Origin of the sequence: Bacillus sp. FSL R5-0712 (genome assembly GCF_038593285.1) — a bacterium.
Lineage (GTDB): Bacteria > Bacillota > Bacilli > Bacillales > Bacillaceae > Bacillus > Bacillus safensis.
Genome location: NZ_CP151981.1, coordinates 1,694,749 through 1,712,590, shown reverse-complemented (window position 1 = coordinate 1,712,590; position 17,842 = coordinate 1,694,749). Strand labels below are relative to the sequence as shown.

Annotated in this window: 21 protein-coding genes; 7 read left to right on the top strand and 14 right to left on the bottom strand. The window is 40.9% G+C overall.

What is annotated here, in order from left to right; all coding sequences use genetic code 11:
* Positions 1-201: 201 nt before the first annotated feature.
* The 5 genes from NSU11_RS08510 to NSU11_RS08490 form a co-directional block, all read right to left on the bottom strand.
* Positions 202-414, bottom strand: a complete 213-nt coding sequence (locus tag NSU11_RS08510; protein WP_003212415.1) for a hypothetical protein — start codon at positions 412-414, stop codon at positions 202-204.
* A 79-nt stretch (positions 415-493) separates the two neighbouring features.
* A complete protein-coding gene (locus NSU11_RS08505; RefSeq protein WP_024424087.1) occupies positions 494-814 on the bottom strand; it encodes a YmzC family protein in 321 nt (106 codons plus the stop codon).
* Between the two features lie 162 nt (positions 815-976).
* Entirely contained in the window at positions 977-1,198 is a 222-nt protein-coding gene (gene hfq / locus NSU11_RS08500; protein WP_024424088.1) for an RNA chaperone Hfq, read from the bottom strand.
* 25 nt (positions 1,199-1,223) lie between these two features.
* On the bottom strand, positions 1,224-2,180 hold the full coding sequence (gene miaA, locus NSU11_RS08495; RefSeq protein ID WP_024424089.1) for a tRNA (adenosine(37)-N6)-dimethylallyltransferase MiaA: 957 nt from the start codon (positions 2,178-2,180) through the stop codon (positions 1,224-1,226).
* A 70-nt stretch (positions 2,181-2,250) separates the two neighbouring features.
* Positions 2,251-2,652, bottom strand: a complete 402-nt coding sequence (locus tag NSU11_RS08490) for a YmaF family protein (RefSeq protein WP_024424090.1) — start codon at positions 2,650-2,652, stop codon at positions 2,251-2,253.
* Between the two features lie 104 nt (positions 2,653-2,756).
* On the opposite strand from NSU11_RS08490, the gene NSU11_RS08485 reads away from it, so the two are divergent.
* The 4 genes from NSU11_RS08485 to NSU11_RS08470 all read left to right on the top strand — a co-directional run bounded on the left by NSU11_RS08485 (position 2,757) and on the right by NSU11_RS08470 (position 4,384).
* A complete protein-coding gene (locus NSU11_RS08485; protein WP_024424091.1) occupies positions 2,757-3,026 on the top strand; it encodes a hypothetical protein in 270 nt (89 codons plus the stop codon).
* Between the two features lie 112 nt (positions 3,027-3,138).
* Positions 3,139-3,621 carry a TetR/AcrR family transcriptional regulator gene (locus NSU11_RS08480; RefSeq protein ID WP_238550012.1) on the top strand — a complete coding sequence of 161 codons (483 nt, stop codon included), beginning with the start codon at positions 3,139-3,141 and terminating at the stop codon, positions 3,619-3,621.
* 61 nt (positions 3,622-3,682) lie between these two features.
* Complete coding sequence (locus tag NSU11_RS08475; protein ID WP_024424092.1) at positions 3,683-4,000, top strand: multidrug efflux SMR transporter; 318 nt, start codon at positions 3,683-3,685, stop codon at positions 3,998-4,000.
* A 15-nt stretch (positions 4,001-4,015) separates the two neighbouring features.
* Complete coding sequence (locus tag NSU11_RS08470) at positions 4,016-4,384, top strand: multidrug efflux SMR transporter (protein WP_024424093.1); 369 nt, start codon at positions 4,016-4,018, stop codon at positions 4,382-4,384.
* A 46-nt stretch (positions 4,385-4,430) separates the two neighbouring features.
* On the opposite strand, the gene NSU11_RS08465 is transcribed toward NSU11_RS08470, so the two are convergent.
* On the bottom strand, positions 4,431-4,880 hold the full coding sequence (locus NSU11_RS08465; protein WP_024424094.1) for an OsmC family protein: 450 nt from the start codon (positions 4,878-4,880) through the stop codon (positions 4,431-4,433).
* Positions 4,881-4,956: 76 nt separating this feature from the next.
* The gene (locus tag NSU11_RS08460) at positions 4,957-5,691 is read right to left on the bottom strand and encodes a poly-gamma-glutamate hydrolase family protein (RefSeq protein ID WP_024424095.1); all 735 of its coding nucleotides are present in this window, start codon (positions 5,689-5,691) and stop codon (positions 4,957-4,959) included.
* A 584-nt stretch (positions 5,692-6,275) separates the two neighbouring features.
* Here NSU11_RS08460 and NSU11_RS08455 point away from each other — a divergent pair.
* Positions 6,276-7,601 (top strand): S8 family peptidase, encoded by a 1,326-nt coding sequence (locus NSU11_RS08455; protein ID WP_024424096.1) that lies wholly within the window; start codon positions 6,276-6,278, stop codon positions 7,599-7,601.
* Positions 7,602-7,690: 89 nt separating this feature from the next.
* Here the strand turns inward: NSU11_RS08455 and NSU11_RS08450 are convergent, their stop codons facing one another.
* The 4 genes from NSU11_RS08450 to NSU11_RS08435 form a co-directional block, all read right to left on the bottom strand.
* Positions 7,691-8,839 carry a Rap family tetratricopeptide repeat protein gene (locus NSU11_RS08450; RefSeq protein WP_024424097.1) on the bottom strand — a complete coding sequence of 383 codons (1,149 nt, stop codon included), beginning with the start codon at positions 8,837-8,839 and terminating at the stop codon, positions 7,691-7,693.
* Between the two features lie 161 nt (positions 8,840-9,000).
* Positions 9,001-9,750 (bottom strand): poly-gamma-glutamate hydrolase family protein, encoded by a 750-nt coding sequence (locus NSU11_RS08445; RefSeq protein WP_024424098.1) that lies wholly within the window; start codon positions 9,748-9,750, stop codon positions 9,001-9,003.
* Between the two features lie 310 nt (positions 9,751-10,060).
* Entirely contained in the window at positions 10,061-10,534 is a 474-nt protein-coding gene (locus NSU11_RS08440) for a CarD family transcriptional regulator (RefSeq protein ID WP_024424099.1), read from the bottom strand.
* Positions 10,535-10,779: 245 nt separating this feature from the next.
* Entirely contained in the window at positions 10,780-11,037 is a 258-nt protein-coding gene (locus NSU11_RS08435) for a hypothetical protein (RefSeq protein ID WP_024424100.1), read from the bottom strand.
* Positions 11,038-11,105: 68 nt separating this feature from the next.
* On the opposite strand from NSU11_RS08435, the gene NSU11_RS08430 reads away from it, so the two are divergent.
* Positions 11,106-11,510, top strand: a complete 405-nt coding sequence (locus NSU11_RS08430; RefSeq protein WP_024424101.1) for a hypothetical protein — start codon at positions 11,106-11,108, stop codon at positions 11,508-11,510.
* Positions 11,511-11,633: 123 nt separating this feature from the next.
* Complete coding sequence (gene bslA, locus NSU11_RS08425; RefSeq protein WP_024424102.1) at positions 11,634-12,158, top strand: biofilm surface layer hydrophobin BslA; 525 nt, start codon at positions 11,634-11,636, stop codon at positions 12,156-12,158.
* Between the two features lie 36 nt (positions 12,159-12,194).
* On the opposite strand, the gene mutL is transcribed toward bslA, so the two are convergent.
* The 3 genes from mutL to cotE form a co-directional block, all read right to left on the bottom strand.
* Positions 12,195-14,096, bottom strand: coding sequence for a DNA mismatch repair endonuclease MutL (gene mutL / locus NSU11_RS08420; RefSeq protein WP_087978924.1), 1,902 nt, complete (start codon positions 14,094-14,096; stop codon positions 12,195-12,197).
* Between the two features lie 21 nt (positions 14,097-14,117).
* Positions 14,118-16,697, bottom strand: a complete 2,580-nt coding sequence (gene mutS, locus NSU11_RS08415) for a DNA mismatch repair protein MutS (protein ID WP_342493877.1) — start codon at positions 16,695-16,697, stop codon at positions 14,118-14,120.
* Between the two features lie 124 nt (positions 16,698-16,821).
* Positions 16,822-17,367, bottom strand: a complete 546-nt coding sequence (cotE, locus tag NSU11_RS08410; RefSeq protein WP_024424105.1) for an outer spore coat protein CotE — start codon at positions 17,365-17,367, stop codon at positions 16,822-16,824.
* Positions 17,368-17,842 lie beyond the last annotated feature (475 nt).

Below are 17,842 nucleotides of genomic sequence, written 5' to 3'. Positions count from 1 at the left end.
TGTTTTTTCAAAACACAACATATAGATGTTCGAAACGAAAAAAATCAACCAACCCGGCCGAACCTTCATAGCCGAACTCGTACGTTCAAATAAATAGAGCAGAACAGGATCTAAAAATAGACTGCTCTACTCCCTATTCAACTGAAACCGAAATCTATCATAACACGAAAAAAAATCGCTTAGTAGACTAGACTTTTTGTTTTATTTTTTGTAGGCATCGCACTGTAAATCTTCTGACACTTCTGTAATTTCCACTTCAACACCTAATTCTTTTAGCACCGCTTCAAGCGCAGAGACGATTGAAGCTTCTCTCACTAATTCTTTCCCATTTACAGAAACACTCGTTCCATATTCGAAACAGGAATCGTCTTCACAAGTTTGTTCCCAATGATTAATTTTAATTTTATGTGTCATGAACTCATCCTTTTCTGTCTAAATGTCTGATGCATGATTATAGTGTAGCGGCTTCACATTCATTTGTAAATTTACGTGCTTACTCTTCTTCATCAAGGTCATCATCATATTCTTCGTCGTCCCATTCATCTATGTATTTCGTTGTAACGAGAGTCAGCTCTCCTTCTTTTTCATCAAATCGGTACACATGTACTTGATCATCTTTCACAACAGCAAAATGATTATTTTTTAGTGCAGCAGATGATGGTAAAACGCCATCTGCATTTTCATGAGAATGGTTATTCCAACTTTCTTGTCTCGTTTCAATGTTTGAGATAGCGCACGATCCAAACAAGACAACAATTCCAATCAAAAGGAGGATCACTCTAATCCTTCTTAATTCAAGCTCTGCATTTTCCATATAAATCCCCTCACCCTTCTAATATCCAATAAGGAATGATACGGAAATTTGGCAGAAAAGTTTCATTGCATGCAAAATAGCCCCTCTGCACTGACAAAAAACGTAGCGGGTTCCGGCCGGTTTATTCGCAGAGGCATGGGGCTATTTTAAATACAACATATCCTATTCTAATTCTAGATTTACATTCTTTTGAGGTGCAAATGTAGAAATGGCGTGTTTATAAATAAGCTGCTGCTTCCCTTCTGTTTCAAGCAGCACCGTGAAATTGTCAAACCCTTTCACTTGACCGCGAAGCTGAAAGCCATTCAGCAAGAATACTGTGACAAATGTATTGTCTTTGCGGATCTGATTCAAAAACTGCTCCTGAATATTAATCGGTTTCATGTTTCGTCCTCCTTGATTCTGATAACTACAGTTTCGCTTTAAGTCCAAGCTTTCCTGCTATATATGCGAAAATTTCCTCTTTTTTGTCTGAAAAGTGGCAAGGCGGTGTCATATCAAACCAAGTGACCGCCATTTTATTACGGAACCACGTGAACTGACGCTTCGCATATCTACGGGAATTTTGCTTTAATTGCTGGATGGCTTCATCAAGTGAGCAGTCACCTTGAAAATAGGCATACAGCTCTTTATAACCAATGGCTTGAACAGACTGACAATCCTTCAAGCCAGATTGATAAAGTGCTCTCACTTCTTCAATTAAGCCTTCATCTATCATCATATCAATTCTCTGATGAATGCGCTCGTACAAAACCTCTCGATCCATTTTCAGCCCAATGAAGGCTGTATCATAAAGAGGAACTTCTTGATGCCCGTTTTGCATCTCCGACATTTTCTGACCTGTTGTATGAATCACTTCCAGCGCCCGGATCACGCGGCGGACGTTATTTGGATGAATAGCGTTTGCCGCATCAGGATCTACTGCCTTTAGCTTTTCGTGCAGCAAAAGCGCGCCGTGCTGCTGTTCAAAGAGCGCCATTTCTTCTCTAAAAGCAGGATCACTTTTCTCATCCGTAAATGTGTAATCATATAAAACAGATTGGATATAGAGGCCTGTTCCGCCGACAATCATTGGCGTTTTCCCTCTAGCCGCAATCTCTTTGATTTTCGCACGAACCAGCTGCTGAAATTCAGCTGTCGAAAAAGATTCGTCCGGCTGTTTAATATCAATTAAATGATGCGGGATGCCATTCATTTCTTCGGGAGTGATTTTAGCTGTTCCGATATCCATCCCTTTATAAATCTGCATAGAATCCCCGCTGATAATCTCTCCATTAAATGCTTTGGCTATATCAATGCTCAATTTGGTTTTGCCGACAGCCGTCGGCCCTACTAACACAATTACTGGCTGCTTCGCTTTATTCATAACATCACTCACTTTTACAAAACTGCCTACAGTATAGCATAACTTTTCTTACTCTCCTATCTCCTGCCCATTACCAGCCAAGCGGTTCATTTCCAACCACTTCATATGTTTTTCCTTTTAAACGATGCTTATGTGTTGGCCGCTTCTCATCTGGACTATAGACGACACCTCCATATGGAATGGGAACAGAATCGAGATAGGCTGAATAGGTGACTTCCTCGATCTCGTGATAATGTGTTCCATCCACTCTTGGAATTGCCGGCCCTGTGACCCCGTAGTACCTGTGAAAATGCCCTCTTTCAAAGGAGGTAATCCCGCGATAAAAATGAGTATGCCGGTCGGTACTGCTTCCATTTACAGGCTGAGAAATACCTTCTATTAAATGATAATGCCCCTCCGTTACATCTGTACGTGCTTTATATGCATGAGCATGCGGCGGACAGTTTGCCCAATCAGATGGATACAGGCCCATTTCTAACATTCCTCCTTATATTAGGCGTTCACCCAAACATCTATAGGCTGCTGGAATACACTGATGTCAGTTACAGTGATTTTATGAGAAAGGAGCCTTTTATTATGAATTATTTTGACGCACCTCCGTTTATTCAAGAAGACATGAGAAGACCTTTTGGATTTGGGTTTGGCCGACCTGGTTTTGGATTTGGGAGACCTGGTTTTGGATTTGGCCGCCCAGGGTTTGGCTTTGGAAGACCTGGATTCTTTGGACCTCCATTTTTAGGTGGTTTTGCTGGCGGCCTGCTTGCTGGATCTCTGCTTGCGCCAGGATATGGCTATGGATACCCTTATCCGCCATACCCGCCATATGGACCATACCCTTGGTATTAAATATGACGTTTAAGTGAAAACATCCGTTCATAAAATGAATCGATTGACACACTCTTTTTTTATGGGTTAACATTTACTTTACCGACTGTTCAGTAAAGTAGGTGTTTTTTTTATGTCTAAAACCAAAAAAGAGCAAATTTTTGATGCAGCTGCCAGCACAATTTTAAAAGAAGGATTAAGCCAGCTCACCCTTCAGCAGGTGGCAGAGCATGCAAATATGACCAAAGCTGGTCTGCTTTATCATTTTTCAAGCAAGGAAGAGCTCATCCAACAAATGAATGAGCATGCGATTCTTTGCTTTCGTCAGCAGCTCGAGACGTATTACGAAACATACAAACACGAAAAAGCGCCTTATGTACGCGCATATCTATTGACCACATTACATGATCTAAATATGCAGCATACGACGCAGCTATGTACAAGTATGCTAGCTACCATGTCATTTGATGATGCGCTGCTGCAACCTTGGCGTGATTTTTATACGGAGTTCAAAGAAAAAGCAGTTGAGGAAATAAGCGATCCTGGACTGAGTCAGCTGATCCGCCTTGCATGTGATGGATATGGTTTTCAGAAATGTTTCAGCTTGAACCGCTGAAAAGAGAGGAAAAAAACCTTTTACTTCATCGGATTTTACACCTATTAGAGGAGGGATGATCATGATCCTCGGATATCTTTTTTTAGCTGTGGCCATTTTTTCAGAAGCCATTGGCGCCGCGATGTTAAAATTATCTCATGGTTTTACGCGCTGGAAGCCTAGCGCGGTTGTTGTGGCTGGCTATACACTTGCTTTTTATATGCTGTCATTGACGCTCAATATCATTCCGCTAAGCATGTCTTACGCAACATGGTCTGGGGTTGGCACGGTTCTCACGGCTATTTTTGGCGTGCTCTTTTTCAAAGAAACCTTGAACCAAAAAGCCGTCATTGGCATGGCGATGCTTGTCTCAGGGGTCGTACTATTAAATATGTCATAAAGGATGTGGGAGATGATGAAAGGAATACTCTACTTAACAGGAGCCATTTTGACGGAGGTTTTTGGCAGTACAATGCTGAAGCTTTCTCAAGGCTTTTCGCAGCTGCTGCCGAGTATCGGGGTACTGATCGGATTTGGATGCGCCTTTACTTTCCTGAGCTTGGCACTTAAAACCATCGAGCTCTCGTCTGCCTATGCAACCTGGTCTGGCGTTGGAACAGCTCTCACTGCTCTTGTAGGACTTGTGCTGTTTAACGAAACGATCAGCACGAAAGGCTACATCGGCCTTGCACTTGTCATCTGCGGCGTGATTGTCTTAAATCAATCCAAGAAGCAAAAGAACGAAACCAAAGCACAACTCGATCAAACCGAATGGACGTCATAAAAAAAGTCATTTTCTCCATATTTCTAGAGAAAATGACTTTTTTGTTTTAACGGCCGACTTGAATGGTTTCTTCTAAGGAAATGTTCACATTCCCCTGAACAGCTCTTGAAATCATACATGAGCTTTCGGCTTTATGCGCAAGCTTTCGGGCCAGCTCAATATCATGTGCGGAAGCGGACTCTTTGAGGGTGATGACAGGCCGATGAATGATTTCCTCATAAGTAAACACACCATTTGTCACATCTACGACGGCTTCAGAGCTCATCGATAGATCCTCTTTGTCTAATTGACTCCGCTCCATCATGGCTGCAAGTGTAATGATATAACACGTAGCCGCTGCACCTAAGAGCATCTCATCTGGATTGGTTCCAATACCTGGACCGTCCATTTCCTTTGGAATCGAAATCTTTGTTTTTAATTGTTCACATGCGATTGTACCCACATCGTTACGCAGACCGGGCCAGCTTGCCTGAAGATGAAAATGATGACGCGCCATATCCGTCTCTCCTTTTGTTATCACTGTTCATAGTGTAACAAGAATTCCCCTGCTTGTCTTAACATGTGCACAGCCCTTACGTATATTCTTCATCCAGCACTGTCCGAATCGCCCTGACATAACGATAGAATGTCTCGTTTTTTGTACTTGACCGTCTCCGAAAATCGAAACTGTCAAATAAAGCTTCACGCTGACTTCTACTAATCTCAAGCTGCACACTTTGCCCTGTTTTTGTAAGATTATTAATATTATGATTGCTTGTCCCGCTCAGGGTTGCGTGTGCGACAGCTAGTTCAGCAGAAAACCCGTTCCGCTCTAATGAGCTCACAATTTTCTCTGCACGATCGTAATCTGTTCCGCCGACGAGAGTATGGTCAATACCTTCCTCGCCTTTGTATCCATGCACTGCTAAGATGTAATCATGTGCTTTTGCCTGCGCGACGCCGATTGGCTCATCAAAGTTTGTACTTGTAATATGAAGTTCTGATGCATTCTCTCTTAGACCTTCAAATAAATACGTCGAAAAATCGTTGTCAAAAAAATGGACGATCTCGCTCACGCCGCCTTCGATCCTCCCGCCATGAGGTGACATCACAAGAAGGCGGCTGCCAGGCACTGGGTTGGCTGTAATGTTATAGCTGTTTGTTGATTCGTTTTCTTCAAGTTCTTTAAAATTTCGATAAATATCATTTGAACCGCTTTCGTCTTCCCCACCTGATGACACTGGCTCATCATGTTCCTGTGCTTGCATAGTATAATAAACGCCCCATCCGATCGCAAGCAGGAGAAGCAAAGCAAAAAACTTCTTCATTCCCGTTCTCCTTTAACAGATTTCTAAGCCGTTTCTATGATTAATATTGAATCATCATTTCTTATCATTTTTTCCACATTTTCTCTTCACGTTTGATCATAACACTCTAGATCATGAGATTCCTCAAAAATAAGATAATTGCATTTATATACACAGAAACGCCTCTCCTCTTTGAAAACAGAGTTAGAATAGTATGACAAAAAAATGACGTTATGTTTAATATGACCTAGTCCTATCCAGTCTGTTTTCTTTAATTCGGCTTTTTTTGATAAGGATTTGATGTTTTCCATCTGTCACGCATCACATTTATATGAGCATTGACCCTGTCCACAGCCCTCCTTTTTCTGCAAAATCCTTTGTTTCACTGGTTCTCTCAGAAGAACTCTCCCACCTATCATCGGCAGATTCTACGTGAATTCCACCTTTTTCTATTATTTTACAAAATGTAAGCGCTTTTCTTTTTTGAAAGACATAAGCAAGCCGCCAATATAAAGAAAAGGAGGGACAAGAATCCGAACCAAGCAGTTCTCATTCTCATAACGTAAGAGTGTACGAGAATGGATAGCTGGAATGGAGGGCATCTCATGTTTGGATTTTCTATGGTGCAGATGGTCAGAACACATGCTAGTAAACTAGATCAGCCTTTAAGAGAGACCGTTCTTCACCTTTATAAACCTTTTAAATGGACGCCATGCTTTCTTCATCGTTTTTTCGAAGGCAGGCTGAAGAAGAAAAAGAAGCTTCGTGTGATCATTGAATTTAAGGAAGGTGCAGCCGAGGCAGGGATTCAAAGCACAAAGCAGCTCATGAAAAAAAGCAGAAAAACAAATATAAGACGGCATTTTTCACATATCGACTGCTGTGCTGCTGATTTAACGCCTGCTGCTTTAGAGGACCTATTAGCAAACGGTGAGCATATTCGTAAAATTTATTTAGACCGGAAAGTTCATGCGCTGCTGGATGTAGCCACAGAAGCAAGCCATGCTGAAGAAGTCATCCGAAACGGGACAACTTTAACAGGAGAAGGCATTACGGTCGCTGTCATTGACACGGGAATTTATCCACATGAAGATTTAGATGGAAGAATTCGAGATTTTGTGGATTTAATCAAACAAAAAACAAAGCCTTATGATGATAATGGCCACGGTACTCACTGCGCGGGAGATGTCGCTGGAGATGGAGCCGCCTCAGACGGCTTATACAAAGGACCTGCCCCAAAAGCAAATCTGATTGGCGTGAAAGTGTTAAATAAACAAGGGGCTGGATCACTTTCTACTATTATAGAAGGTGTTGAATGGTGCATACAATTCAACGAAGAAAACCCGGATGATCCGATTCATATTATCAGTATGTCGCTGGGCGGAGCTGCGCAGCGTTATGATGACGAACAGGACGATCCAATGGTGCGTGCTGTCAATGCGGCTTGGGATCAAGGGATTGTTGTATGCGTCGCTGCCGGAAACTCTGGTCCTAACAGCCAGACGATTGCAAGCCCTGCTGTCAGTCAAAAAGTCATTACGGTCGGAGCCTACGATGACAGGAATACACCAGAATCAAGTGACGATGTCATGGCACCTTTTTCAAGCAGAGGACCAACGGTTTACGGGGAGGCAAAGCCTGATGTCCTCGCACCTGGAGTAAACATCGTTTCTCTCAGATCACCAAGATCCTTTCTGGATAAACTTGATAAATCAAGCAGAGTCGATCATGATTATACAACGTTATCTGGCACATCGATGGCAACACCGATTTGTGCTGGTATTTGCGCTCTACTACTAGAGCATTCACCAGATTTAACACCGGATGAAGTCAAAACCCTGTTAAAAGAAAATACAAGCAAGTGGTCTGGGGATGACCCGATGGTTTATGGAGCAGGTGCAATTGACGCAGAAAAAGCAATCAAAGAATAAAGAAAAAAGCCCTTTACGTTTTGCGTAAAGGGTGTTGTTTGTCTCATTTTTAAGTGTGAAGTCTTTCATCTACTTGAGCAGCTGACATGTTATGCTTCGTTCTCATACATCTCATCTCCTTTTTGAATGTGCGTACGCGCTTCGATCACAATCTCAAAAAAAGTGGAGGATTCCTTGTACATGTCGCGTTCCTTATAATAATTAGCCGCATCAAGTGCTAATTCCTCTAAATCAGCAAACATTTTTTTATTTCTCAGACCAAAAAGGGCCGACCTCAATTGCTCACAGCCGTCTTTCTCTATATAGAGCGCCTGCAAAAATTGGAATTTCAGCTGATAAATTTCATCTTCCAATACACAAGCCTCTTCCATTCCTGTAGATATGGCCTCGCCCGCCCGCTTGATATCTCCGAGTTTAAAACAAGTAAGGGCAAGTGAAAACAACGATTTGATCATCGTGGATGCTTGATCTTTCTGATAAAGTGAAATGGCTTGTTCAAAAAAGACAGTCGCTGTATGGTACGTTCCCATACTATAATGACAAGTGCCTAAGTTATTAAGAGCCATTGCTTTAAAGTAAGATGTGCATTCTTTTTGTTCCATCGCTTCACAGACCTTTAACGCTTTTTCTAAATAAGGAAGCGCTTTTTGATACTGATTAACATCAATCCAATTACCTGCCATGACAAAATCACATTGAATGCTTCTTTTTCCATAAAGCTGATGTTTCTTGTAGATGTCTCTTGCCTTTTTAGCGTAGTGCATGGAGAAATAGGTTTGTTTCATATGATAGTATACTTCTGCGATTTTATAGTAAAATTCTGCTTTTTCGATCTCATCTGTCACTAAAATCAGTTGATGTTCCGCATGCTTGTAATATGAAATGGCCTCGATATACCGGCGCTGGATAAACGCATACATTCCATGAAAAAAATGAAAATAATAGCCGAGTAAGCCTGTCATTTCATCTTCTGCATCGTCAATTTCTTTAGGAAAGGACACTGCTTGAAGCGTTTCACTCCCTGCATGGACTGGCGCTAAGTGCTGAAGCATCATTTGATGGCGAAAATCCATTAGAGAATAGTATAGGAGTAAATCTTGATCCTCTTCCATATCATGAATTTCTTCTTCAACAAGGCGCTTCATGCCGTTTGCCTGTTCAACTTCAAATTTGCAAATATGCGTGTACCATTGATTGATCTTTACACCTACTTCGGAAGATGGTATTTTGTGTGCCATCCACTTCAGCCCCATTCTATCATATCAAACTGATAACTATTATTTTACATAATTTATGTTTTCAAGGCAAATTGTAAGTTATTACATATTTTATGTTCAAATCGCATATTCCTATCTTTTTTACCAAGTTTAAATAGAGTACTTTTGCCCATCAAACTTTTTTACGCAGACGGATCGAATTCTCTTAGTACTTCTTTTAATGCATTAATATAGCGTCTAAATGCTTTTTTCTTTCCTTTTCTCGTCTCAAAATTATCAAAAAAAGCTTCTCTTTGCGCTGTACTAATTTCGAGCTGAACGCTTTCACCACTCGCATTTCGATTATTTATATTTTTGGGATCTGTACCAGAAAGCCGTTCGCCTTTTTGTACCATTTCTGCGGAAAATCCCCGATCTTTTAGTTCTCGTACAACTGCTCTTTGCATTTTTTCATTTGTGCCGCCAACGAGCGTGTGTCTTTTATCACTTTTATAGCCGTGGATGGAAATTGAAAAAGGATACGTTTTAATCATTTGAACCAAAATGGGTTCATCAAAATTGGTACTCGTGATATGCAGGTCCCGGTTATTGTCTTGCTTTGTACCTTCAAACAAATACGTAGAGTAGCTTTCTTGAAAGGCTTCTACAATTTCACTTGTTCCTGGTTCAATGTCACCTCCATGAGGAGAAAATACAAGTAAATCACTTCCGCCCTTTTCGTGAAATTCTATCTCATAACCGTCTCTTTCATATCGCATGAGCTGTTTAAAGCTTTCATATTGATCGCCTTGTTTTCGCTCTTTTCGATACTTTTCTACCTCTTGATGATGCTGCTTTTGCTCTTTTTTTTCTTGAACAGAATGGCTGCATTTCACCATTAAAAGAGTACACAGAATAAGAAAGATGAATCCACATATTAGTAGCCTTTTCATTTCACCGCTCCTTTTTTCTCTTAGGTGTCATCTTACCGCAATATTTTACTATCAATGGCTTAGAAAATTCAAAGGTTGTCCGGCTCATTTGAATGAATCAGGAGAAGTTACCTGTTTTTCATATGATCTAGGTATTTCAGAGGTCTTTAAATTTTTGTTGTGAACGTAAAAACTAAATCGTATGACCTCATTTCAATTTTAGTTAAAACCACCTACAAAAATGGCAATATTACTCTTTTTTTCAAACAAAAAAGCTGTAAACAAAAGAAGTAGTCCCCTTCAGTTTACAGCTAGTCTCTGTATATCATCATTACATTCTTAATTCATTCTCTAAAGCTGTCATCACTTCATCTTGCGTCAGTCCCTGTGCAAGTGAAATCTCACTCACTAACATGCCTCTTGCATCTTCAAGCATCTTCTTTTCACTTGAATTTAACGCTTTCTTCTGATTTCGTCTCATTAGATCTTTCACAACGTCTGCACCATCTTCGATCGCACCTGTTTTTAGCTTTTTCAGATTTTCATCATATCTTTGCTTCCAAGTAAGCGTGTCGTCGTTTGTTTCTTCTGCAAAATTGTTCATCACAACTTTCAGCGTTGCTTGATCTGCTACCGGACGTATACCTAGTTGATTGATTCTGCCTTTTGGGACCATCATCTGCATATTCGGCATTTGAATCAGGAAATATTCCTGTGTCTTACCTAAAATCTCTTTTTCTTCCATTCCTTCAATCACACCGGCTCCATGCATTGGATAAACAATTTTATCACCTATTTGAAACAAATCCGCCACCTCCGAAAGTATTCACAATATCATTATAACACATTTCGTCAGAGGATAAAAATTTATATTTTATCATGTTAATTTAGCACTAGTCAATTCTTTTTATTTGAGTTTTTTTAGAAAAAGCCTTTTTTTATAAAAGAAGCATGAGCATCCAGTCCTCATGACTCTTTCTTGCATATACTAGCATTGAGTCACATTTAGGAGGGATGACAATGTGCAAATGCAAGTGCAAACATTCCCACTCACACTGCCATAAAAAGCATGACGATCATTGCCATGAGGATCCATGTAAAGAAAAAAAGTTTTGTCATAAAAAAGATAAATGGTTTGAGAGCGATTTTTGGGATACCTCTCGAAGCTACGATCCCTGTTATTTTCCTAAAAGTGTCTGCAGCAGATGTAAAAAGCGTCGCAGAAGAAGACACAGCTACACAATTTAACGCTTGACGCTTTACCTGCTTTTCCTTTTCCCGGCTGAAAAGCCGGTTTTTTTCTTTCATATGGATAGGCTCATGAAGCAGATCTGTCTCATAGGATATGGCAACCTGACATAAAGGATGAGATATACATGAACGATATGAACAGCCAAATGAATCATTATCACCAAGAAAATCCCTATCACACATTTGAAAATGTGTATACAGCCAATCATGAGCATATGATCGCGCCAAACATGCATGATCATATGAATATGCCAAACCATTATCATAGCGGCAAAAAAGATGTGTATAACGCGCACCATCCACATCATCATTCAGTTTATTCACCGTTCCCAAATCAGCATGATACCTTTTCAAAGCATGTTCCAATGAAGGATCACCATCATCTAGGCCATTATGGTGGATATGGGATGATGCCACACCATCCATATGGTTATCAAGATATGCATATGATGATGCCAACAAACCAGCAAATGCCAGGCCATTATTACGGAATGAATCAACCAAATGCGCTATTTCCCCGCTATTACTAAAGAATGACAAAATAAGGGTATAATATCCCATTTAATACCATATGGTAATATGGTAACATTATAGGTAAATAATGGGTGTAATCATCTATTATTTACCTATATTCAACAAGGGGGAAGGAAAAAATGAAAAAAACATGGACGATTCTTATGATGGGGATGCTCACATTGGTTATGGCGCTGTCAGTACCGCTTTCTGCATCTGCTGAGGAAGCCGGCAAAGCAACAACCAATGCAAAACCAGCTGCACTTTACGCAAAAATTACAGGAGCAAGTAAGCAGGAATGGTCTTTTTCTGACATTGAGCTGACATACAGCCCAAATTCTGTTCTAAGTCTTGGTGCGGTTGAGTTCACTCTGCCAAAGGGTTTCCAGGCAACAACTAAAGACATTATGAACGGCAAAGCATTAAAAGACAGCTATATTTTGAACAACGGACAAACCGTTCGTATTCCGCTCAGACTGGATTTACTTGGAATTTCCAAATATACATTAAAGCTTTCACATAAAGTACTTCCTGCTGCAGGTACATACACGTTCCGTGCAGAAAATCGAGCCATCAGCATCGGTTCCACATTTTATGCAGAAGATACGATTGATATTAATACACGGCCAGTTGTGGTCACACCGCCAGATCCTTGCGGATGCTAAATAAAAAAGCGCTCTGATTAGAGCGCTTTTTTTATATCACATCACCCGTTTAAACATCTTCTCCATTTCATAAGTGGAGTGATGAATGATGATCGGCCGGCCGTGCGGACAGGTAAATGGGTCCTTCGTTTGCCGAAGTTCATCTAATAAGGCTTTGATTTCATCATGACGCAAATGACGATTTGCTTTGATTGAGCCTTTACAGCTCATCATAATCGCCGCTTCTTCTCTTAGTTTCTTAATATCAACACGTTTTTCATCAAGCACTTGCTCTATAATCTCTTCGATCAATTCAGCCTCTTCACCTTTTGGAAACCACTGCGGATGCGACCGAACGATGTAGCTACCTGAACCAAAGGGCTCTAAGAAGACCCCCACTTTCGCGAGAATATCCTTATGCTCTTCAATGATCAGCATATCGTTTTTAGAGTAGTGAAATGTTAAGGGGACGAGCATTTCTTGCACTTCCTGTTCGATCTCTCCTACCTTCTCACGATAATACTCATACTTGATTCGCTCTTGAGCCGCATGCTGGTCGATGATATAAAGCCCTCGTTCATTTTGAGCCAAAATATATGTGCCATGCATTTGCCCAATTGGATACATCACAGGGACGCGTTCGTTTTCAGGAATCGTTTCTGTCACATCTTCATGCAGTACCGTCTCTTCATATTCAAGTGAAGCGGCGGATTCCTCTAAATGAACACGCTCAGATGAGGCTTCTTCATAAAATACTGGTGATGATGCTTCTGCCTTCTCTTGTTTAGGCATTCCGTATGCATCGGTATGACTTGTCTCGTATACGACCGACTCGTGCGGCTCCGGCTGATAGGTTAGCGGTGTTTCCGCTGGGCTTGCGTTCCTTTGTTTCGCATCAAAGGTTAAGGATTGCTGCTCATTTTTCACAGCTGGCATTGGTGCTTTTTTTGGTACTGAAGCACTTGGAATGAGCTGCTGCTTTTGAAATACTTCCTTAATTCCTTGTTTAATCAGATCATGAAGTTCCTGTTCTTTACTTAGCCTCACTTCTAGCTTCGATGGATGAACGTTCACGTCCACTAGAATGGGATCCATCTTCATCTCAATGAATGTAATTGGATGACGGCCAATCGGAAGCAGCGTGTGATACCCTTCATGGATCGCTTTCACGAGCGGAAAATGTTTGACATATCGGCCGTTTACAACAGAAGACATATAATTCCGTGATGCCCTCGTCACTTCTGGTAAGGAAATATATCCTTTCACTTCAAAATCAAGTGATTGTACGTGAAGCGGCAGCATTTTTTTAGCCACAGCTGTCCCGTAAATAGCCGCAAGTACGTGACGCACATCTCCGTTTCCATTCGTCTGTAGCAGGACTTTCCCTTGATGACGCAAACGGATCGATACTTCGGGATGAGCTAGCGCAATTCGATTGACAACATCCGATATATTGCCAAGTTCCGTATGAACGGTTTTCATGTATTTTAGGCGGGCTGGCGTATTGTAAAATAAATTGGTGACCACAATCTCAGTGCCGCGGCGGCCAGAGGTTTTTTTCTCTGAAATAATCTTCCCGCCTTGCAAAGCTAAGTGTGTCCCAGCTCCTTCGCCAGTACTTGTTTTCATTTCTAGGTGAGAGACGGATGCAATACTTGGCAGCGCCTCTCCTCTGAATCCGAGCGTTCTAACACGAAACAGATCATTTTCATCTTTGATTTTACTCGTTGCATGGCGCTGGAAGGCGAGCTTACAATCTTCAGCATCGATTCCAACACCATTATCAATAATCCTGATAGAAGAAAGACCTGCTTCTTCTACATCGATTTCAATGACTGTACTTTTTGCATCGATCGCATTTTCCACAAGCTCCTTTACAACAGAAGCCGGGCGCTCGACCACTTCACCTGCAGCAATTTTATTGGATAGGTCATCGGATAACTGAATAATCTTTGCCATTTCTGCTCACCTCACCTTACATTATAATTTCTTTTGCAATTCATACAGCTTTGTCATTGCTTCAAGCGGCGTCATATCCATTAGGTTGTAAGACTTTAATTCGTCGATGACCGCTTGATCCTTCTGTTTTAGTGCAGCTTTTGGCTGCGGTTTTTCTTCTACTTCAAAGAAAGATAGCTGCTGTTTTTCTACAGTCTTTTCTGCTTTTGGTGCTGCAGATACGACGTGCGGGGTCACATCATGTGATCCGCTCTCAAGCTCAGTTAAGATGGTCTGGGCTCTATTAATGATGGCATCAGGCAATTCAGCAAGCTGCGCTACATGAATACCATAGCTTTTATCAGCTGCACCTTCTTTGATTTGATGTAAGAAAACGACCGTGCCTTCATGCTCTTCAGCTCGCACATGAACATTTTTCAGCTCGCTTAATTGGGATTCAAGGACAGTGAGCTCATGGTAATGTGTAGAAAATAGGGTTTTGGCCCCAATATGATCATGAACAAATTCAATGATCGCCTGCGCAAGAGCCATTCCATCATAGGTGCTTGTCCCGCGTCCAATTTCATCAAATAAAATCAAGCTGTTTTTCGTAGCATGCACCATCGCATTTTTTGCTTCGAGCATCTCTACCATAAAAGTACTTTGACCAGAAATCAAATCATCTGCTGCACCAATACGTGTAAAGATTTGATCGAAGATTGGAAGCGTCGCCTTTGACGCAGGAACGAAGCAGCCAATCTGCGCAAGAATCGAGATGAGCGCCATTTGTCTCATATACGTGCTTTTCCCTGACATATTTGGTCCAGTGATGAGTAAGGTTTGTCTGCCTTTTCCCATATGGCAGTCATTCGGTACATATTCCTGGTGATCCAGCACTTTTTCAACGACAGGGTGTCGGCCATCTTTGACATCCACGTCATCCTCTGAGAATTCCGGCCGGATATAACGGCGCTTTTCACTGACAGTCGCAAAGCATTGAAGCGCATCAAGCTCGCTCATTTGTTTTGCAAGCAGCTGTAATCTAGGAATATAGCCTTTTACTTGCTCCCTGAGAGCTGTAAATAGTTCATATTCCAATTCGTTAATATTTGATTCTGCTTCAAGAATCAGTGCTTCTTTTTCTTTTAATTCAGGTGTGATATACCGCTCTGCATTGGCAAGCGTTTGTTTTCTTTCGTAACGCCCTTCCTCCAGCAGATGTGTATTTGCGCGTGTCACTTCGATATAATAACCAAACACTTTATTAAACCCGACTTTTAAGGAGCGAATGCCGGTATATTCTCTTTCCTGCTGTTCAAGCCGTGCAATCCAGTCCTTTCCGTTTCGGCTGGCATCACGGTATTCATCTAATTTTGCATTGTAGCCATCTTTAATCAGATTGCCTTCTTTTATCGTCATCGGCGGATTTTCATAAAGTGCATCTTCTAATAAATCAAGCAAGTCATCACAAGGATCAATCTCATTCGCTCTTGATTTCGCCATTTCCTCTGGTAATGAATGAACGAGTTGTTTAATATCCGGTACTTGTTTTAAGGATTCTTTGAGCTGGATGAGATCACGGGCATTCACGTTGCCAAATGCCACGCGGCCCGCTAAACGCTCAAGATCATATACTTGCTTTAATCGTTCGCGCAGATCCTCTCGCTCAAAGAAATGATCCATCAGGATTTGCACCATTTCCTGACGCTCATTAATTTGCGAAAGGCGAATAAGCGGCCGATCGATCCATTGCTTGAGCAGTCTGCCGCCCATCGCTGTTTTTGTTTCATCTAACAGCCATAATAAAGAGCCTTTTTTGCTTTTTGAACGAATCGTTTCTGTTAATTCTAGGTTTCGTTTTGAGTAAAGATCGATTTTCATCGTTTGTTCAAGTTCAAACACTTGAACTTTCTGAAGATGATCCAAGCTTCTCTTTTGCGTTCTTCTTAAATAGGCATATAGTGTTAAAAATGACGTTTTTAACTTTTCGTCTAGATGGGAAACGAGCCGTTCAGCTTCCTCTAATAATGCATCACTATCTTCGTATGAAATGGTTGCTTGGCAGCGTTCTTTAAGGGTTTTGATTGTTTCCTCATCCAGCTGCTTTGACACCACAATTTCTTTTGCACCGACAGAATAAATTTCTGATACGACTTCATCTAATCGATCGATGAAAGCCGCCATGTTTTCACCCGTTGATAAATCAGACAGCGCAAGACCGTACCCATTTTGAAAGCTGGTAACAGACGCAATAAAGTTGTTCTCGTTTTCACTTAAACCTTTACCATCCATGACGGTTCCTGGTGTAATCAGTTGAACGACTTCCCTTTTGACTACACCTTTTGCCGTTTTAGGGTCTTCCACCTGCTCACAAATGGCGACCTTGTATCCTTTTGAAATCAACTGTTCTATGTATGCAGAAGCAGAATGATAAGGAACGCCGCACATTGGAATTGTGCCGCCGTCTCTGCTTGTTAACGTAATTTCTAGTTCTTGCGCGGCTTCCTTTGCATCATCAAAAAACATCTCATAAAAATCGCCTAGGCGAAAAAATAAAAAGGCATCTTGATAATCTGCCTTGATCTTTAAATATTGCTGTATCATGGGCGTATAACTTGCCATATTTCTAATCCCTCACTATATTACTTTCGAATTCATACCATCTCTAATTATAGCATAAAAAATCACCTTTTTTCTCCTAGATCAAGCACAAAAAAACTAGGGGGATATGCGCCCTAGTCATTCCTTACTCTTCTGTCTCACCTGCTAGGAATTCTGGATGAATATCCTCTAACTCCTCATCCACTTCTTCTTCCCACTCGTGATCATCTTTTTCTTTCCAGCTTGAATCGACCTCTACGACAATTTTTGTTTCACCGACTACCTCAGCAATGAATTCACGCTCTGCCTGAACGATAATTTTATTGCCATTTGGAGAAATGGTCACTTCTAAGCAATTGGGCTGCTGCAATACTTTCGCAATTACTTCGTGCTCATCATCAAGGAAATTTTTATCTTTATATCTCAGTTTAATGATGTCTACATACTTCACACGCTCTGTGACGACTTCTGTTTTCGTGTTGTCGGCGTAAGAGTACCATACGTTAATATCAAATGTTCCTTCGATCTCAACGGTTTTACCGACCTTCTCAGCATCATACTTATGATTAATGATCCAACCACCTAGGATGCTGGTTGGTTTTTGCGATGGAGAAATGGTGTGTGTGCTTTGGGTGAATTTCCTCCCTTTTGCAACCACCGCTTTTGTAATAATTTCTCTGTATTCAGACATTCCGGCATGCCTCCTTGTTCTTGATCGTTTTATCTTATGCTGGGCATTCGTCTAGTGTGTCACGATTTTGAACTTCATGTTCAATTAAATTCATTTCTGTTTCAGTGTATGCATGGTCGCCCATAAACTTGCCTTGAAAATTGGAAAAGTTGGAGAGTGAGAGGTTTGGAGGTTGATTGGAATAGAAGGATGTGGTTTAATGATGAAGTCACAGTCCCTTTAGGAGGGGCTATTTATAAAAATCAACATTCGGTTTTCTTTATATTTAAAATTAGATTTAAAAATAATAAAGAATATCATTAAAAAATATATCCACTTTTTTTAGTTTGTATTACGTGTTTTATGAAGAAATAAGGTAACCATAGAAAATAAAAAAGGGGCTGTGACATCAACAAATTGTTGATGTCACAGCCTATAAAATATAAATTACATATAAGGTGAAGTGAGTTTTTAGTGACCACAAAGATCTCACCTT

Coding starts and splice junctions, on each gene's coding strand:
- NSU11_RS08470 (WP_024424093.1), top strand. CDS start 4,016: ATGAAAGGAATACTCTACTTAACAGGAGCCATTTTGACGGAGGTTTTT.
- cotE (WP_024424105.1), bottom strand. CDS start 17,367: ATGTCTGAATACAGAGAAATTATTACAAAAGCGGTGGTTGCAAAAGGG.
- NSU11_RS08475 (WP_024424092.1), top strand. CDS start 3,683: ATGATCCTCGGATATCTTTTTTTAGCTGTGGCCATTTTTTCAGAAGCC.
- NSU11_RS08480 (WP_238550012.1), top strand. CDS start 3,139: ATGTCTAAAACCAAAAAAGAGCAAATTTTTGATGCAGCTGCCAGCACA.
- NSU11_RS08435 (WP_024424100.1), bottom strand. CDS start 11,037: ATGAAAGAAAAAAACCGGCTTTTCAGCCGGGAAAAGGAAAAGCAGGTA.
- NSU11_RS08510 (WP_003212415.1), bottom strand. CDS start 414: ATGACACATAAAATTAAAATTAATCATTGGGAACAAACTTGTGAAGAC.
- NSU11_RS08450 (WP_024424097.1), bottom strand. CDS start 8,839: ATGGCACACAAAATACCATCTTCCGAAGTAGGTGTAAAGATCAATCAA.
- mutS (WP_342493877.1), bottom strand. CDS start 16,697: ATGGCAAGTTATACGCCCATGATACAGCAATATTTAAAGATCAAGGCA.
- hfq (WP_024424088.1), bottom strand. CDS start 1,198: ATGAAACCGATTAATATTCAGGAGCAGTTTTTGAATCAGATCCGCAAA.
- NSU11_RS08455 (WP_024424096.1), top strand. CDS start 6,276: ATGTTTGGATTTTCTATGGTGCAGATGGTCAGAACACATGCTAGTAAA.
- NSU11_RS08460 (WP_024424095.1), bottom strand. CDS start 5,691: ATGAAGAAGTTTTTTGCTTTGCTTCTCCTGCTTGCGATCGGATGGGGC.
- NSU11_RS08465 (WP_024424094.1), bottom strand. CDS start 4,880: ATGGCGCGTCATCATTTTCATCTTCAGGCAAGCTGGCCCGGTCTGCGT.
- NSU11_RS08490 (WP_024424090.1), bottom strand. CDS start 2,652: ATGGGCCTGTATCCATCTGATTGGGCAAACTGTCCGCCGCATGCTCAT.
- mutL (WP_087978924.1), bottom strand. CDS start 14,096: ATGGCAAAGATTATTCAGTTATCCGATGACCTATCCAATAAAATTGCT.
- NSU11_RS08485 (WP_024424091.1), top strand. CDS start 2,757: ATGAATTATTTTGACGCACCTCCGTTTATTCAAGAAGACATGAGAAGA.
- NSU11_RS08430 (WP_024424101.1), top strand. CDS start 11,106: ATGAACGATATGAACAGCCAAATGAATCATTATCACCAAGAAAATCCC.
- miaA (WP_024424089.1), bottom strand. CDS start 2,180: ATGAATAAAGCGAAGCAGCCAGTAATTGTGTTAGTAGGGCCGACGGCT.
- NSU11_RS08505 (WP_024424087.1), bottom strand. CDS start 814: ATGGAAAATGCAGAGCTTGAATTAAGAAGGATTAGAGTGATCCTCCTT.
- NSU11_RS08445 (WP_024424098.1), bottom strand. CDS start 9,750: ATGAAAAGGCTACTAATATGTGGATTCATCTTTCTTATTCTGTGTACT.
- bslA (WP_024424102.1), top strand. CDS start 11,634: ATGAAAAAAACATGGACGATTCTTATGATGGGGATGCTCACATTGGTT.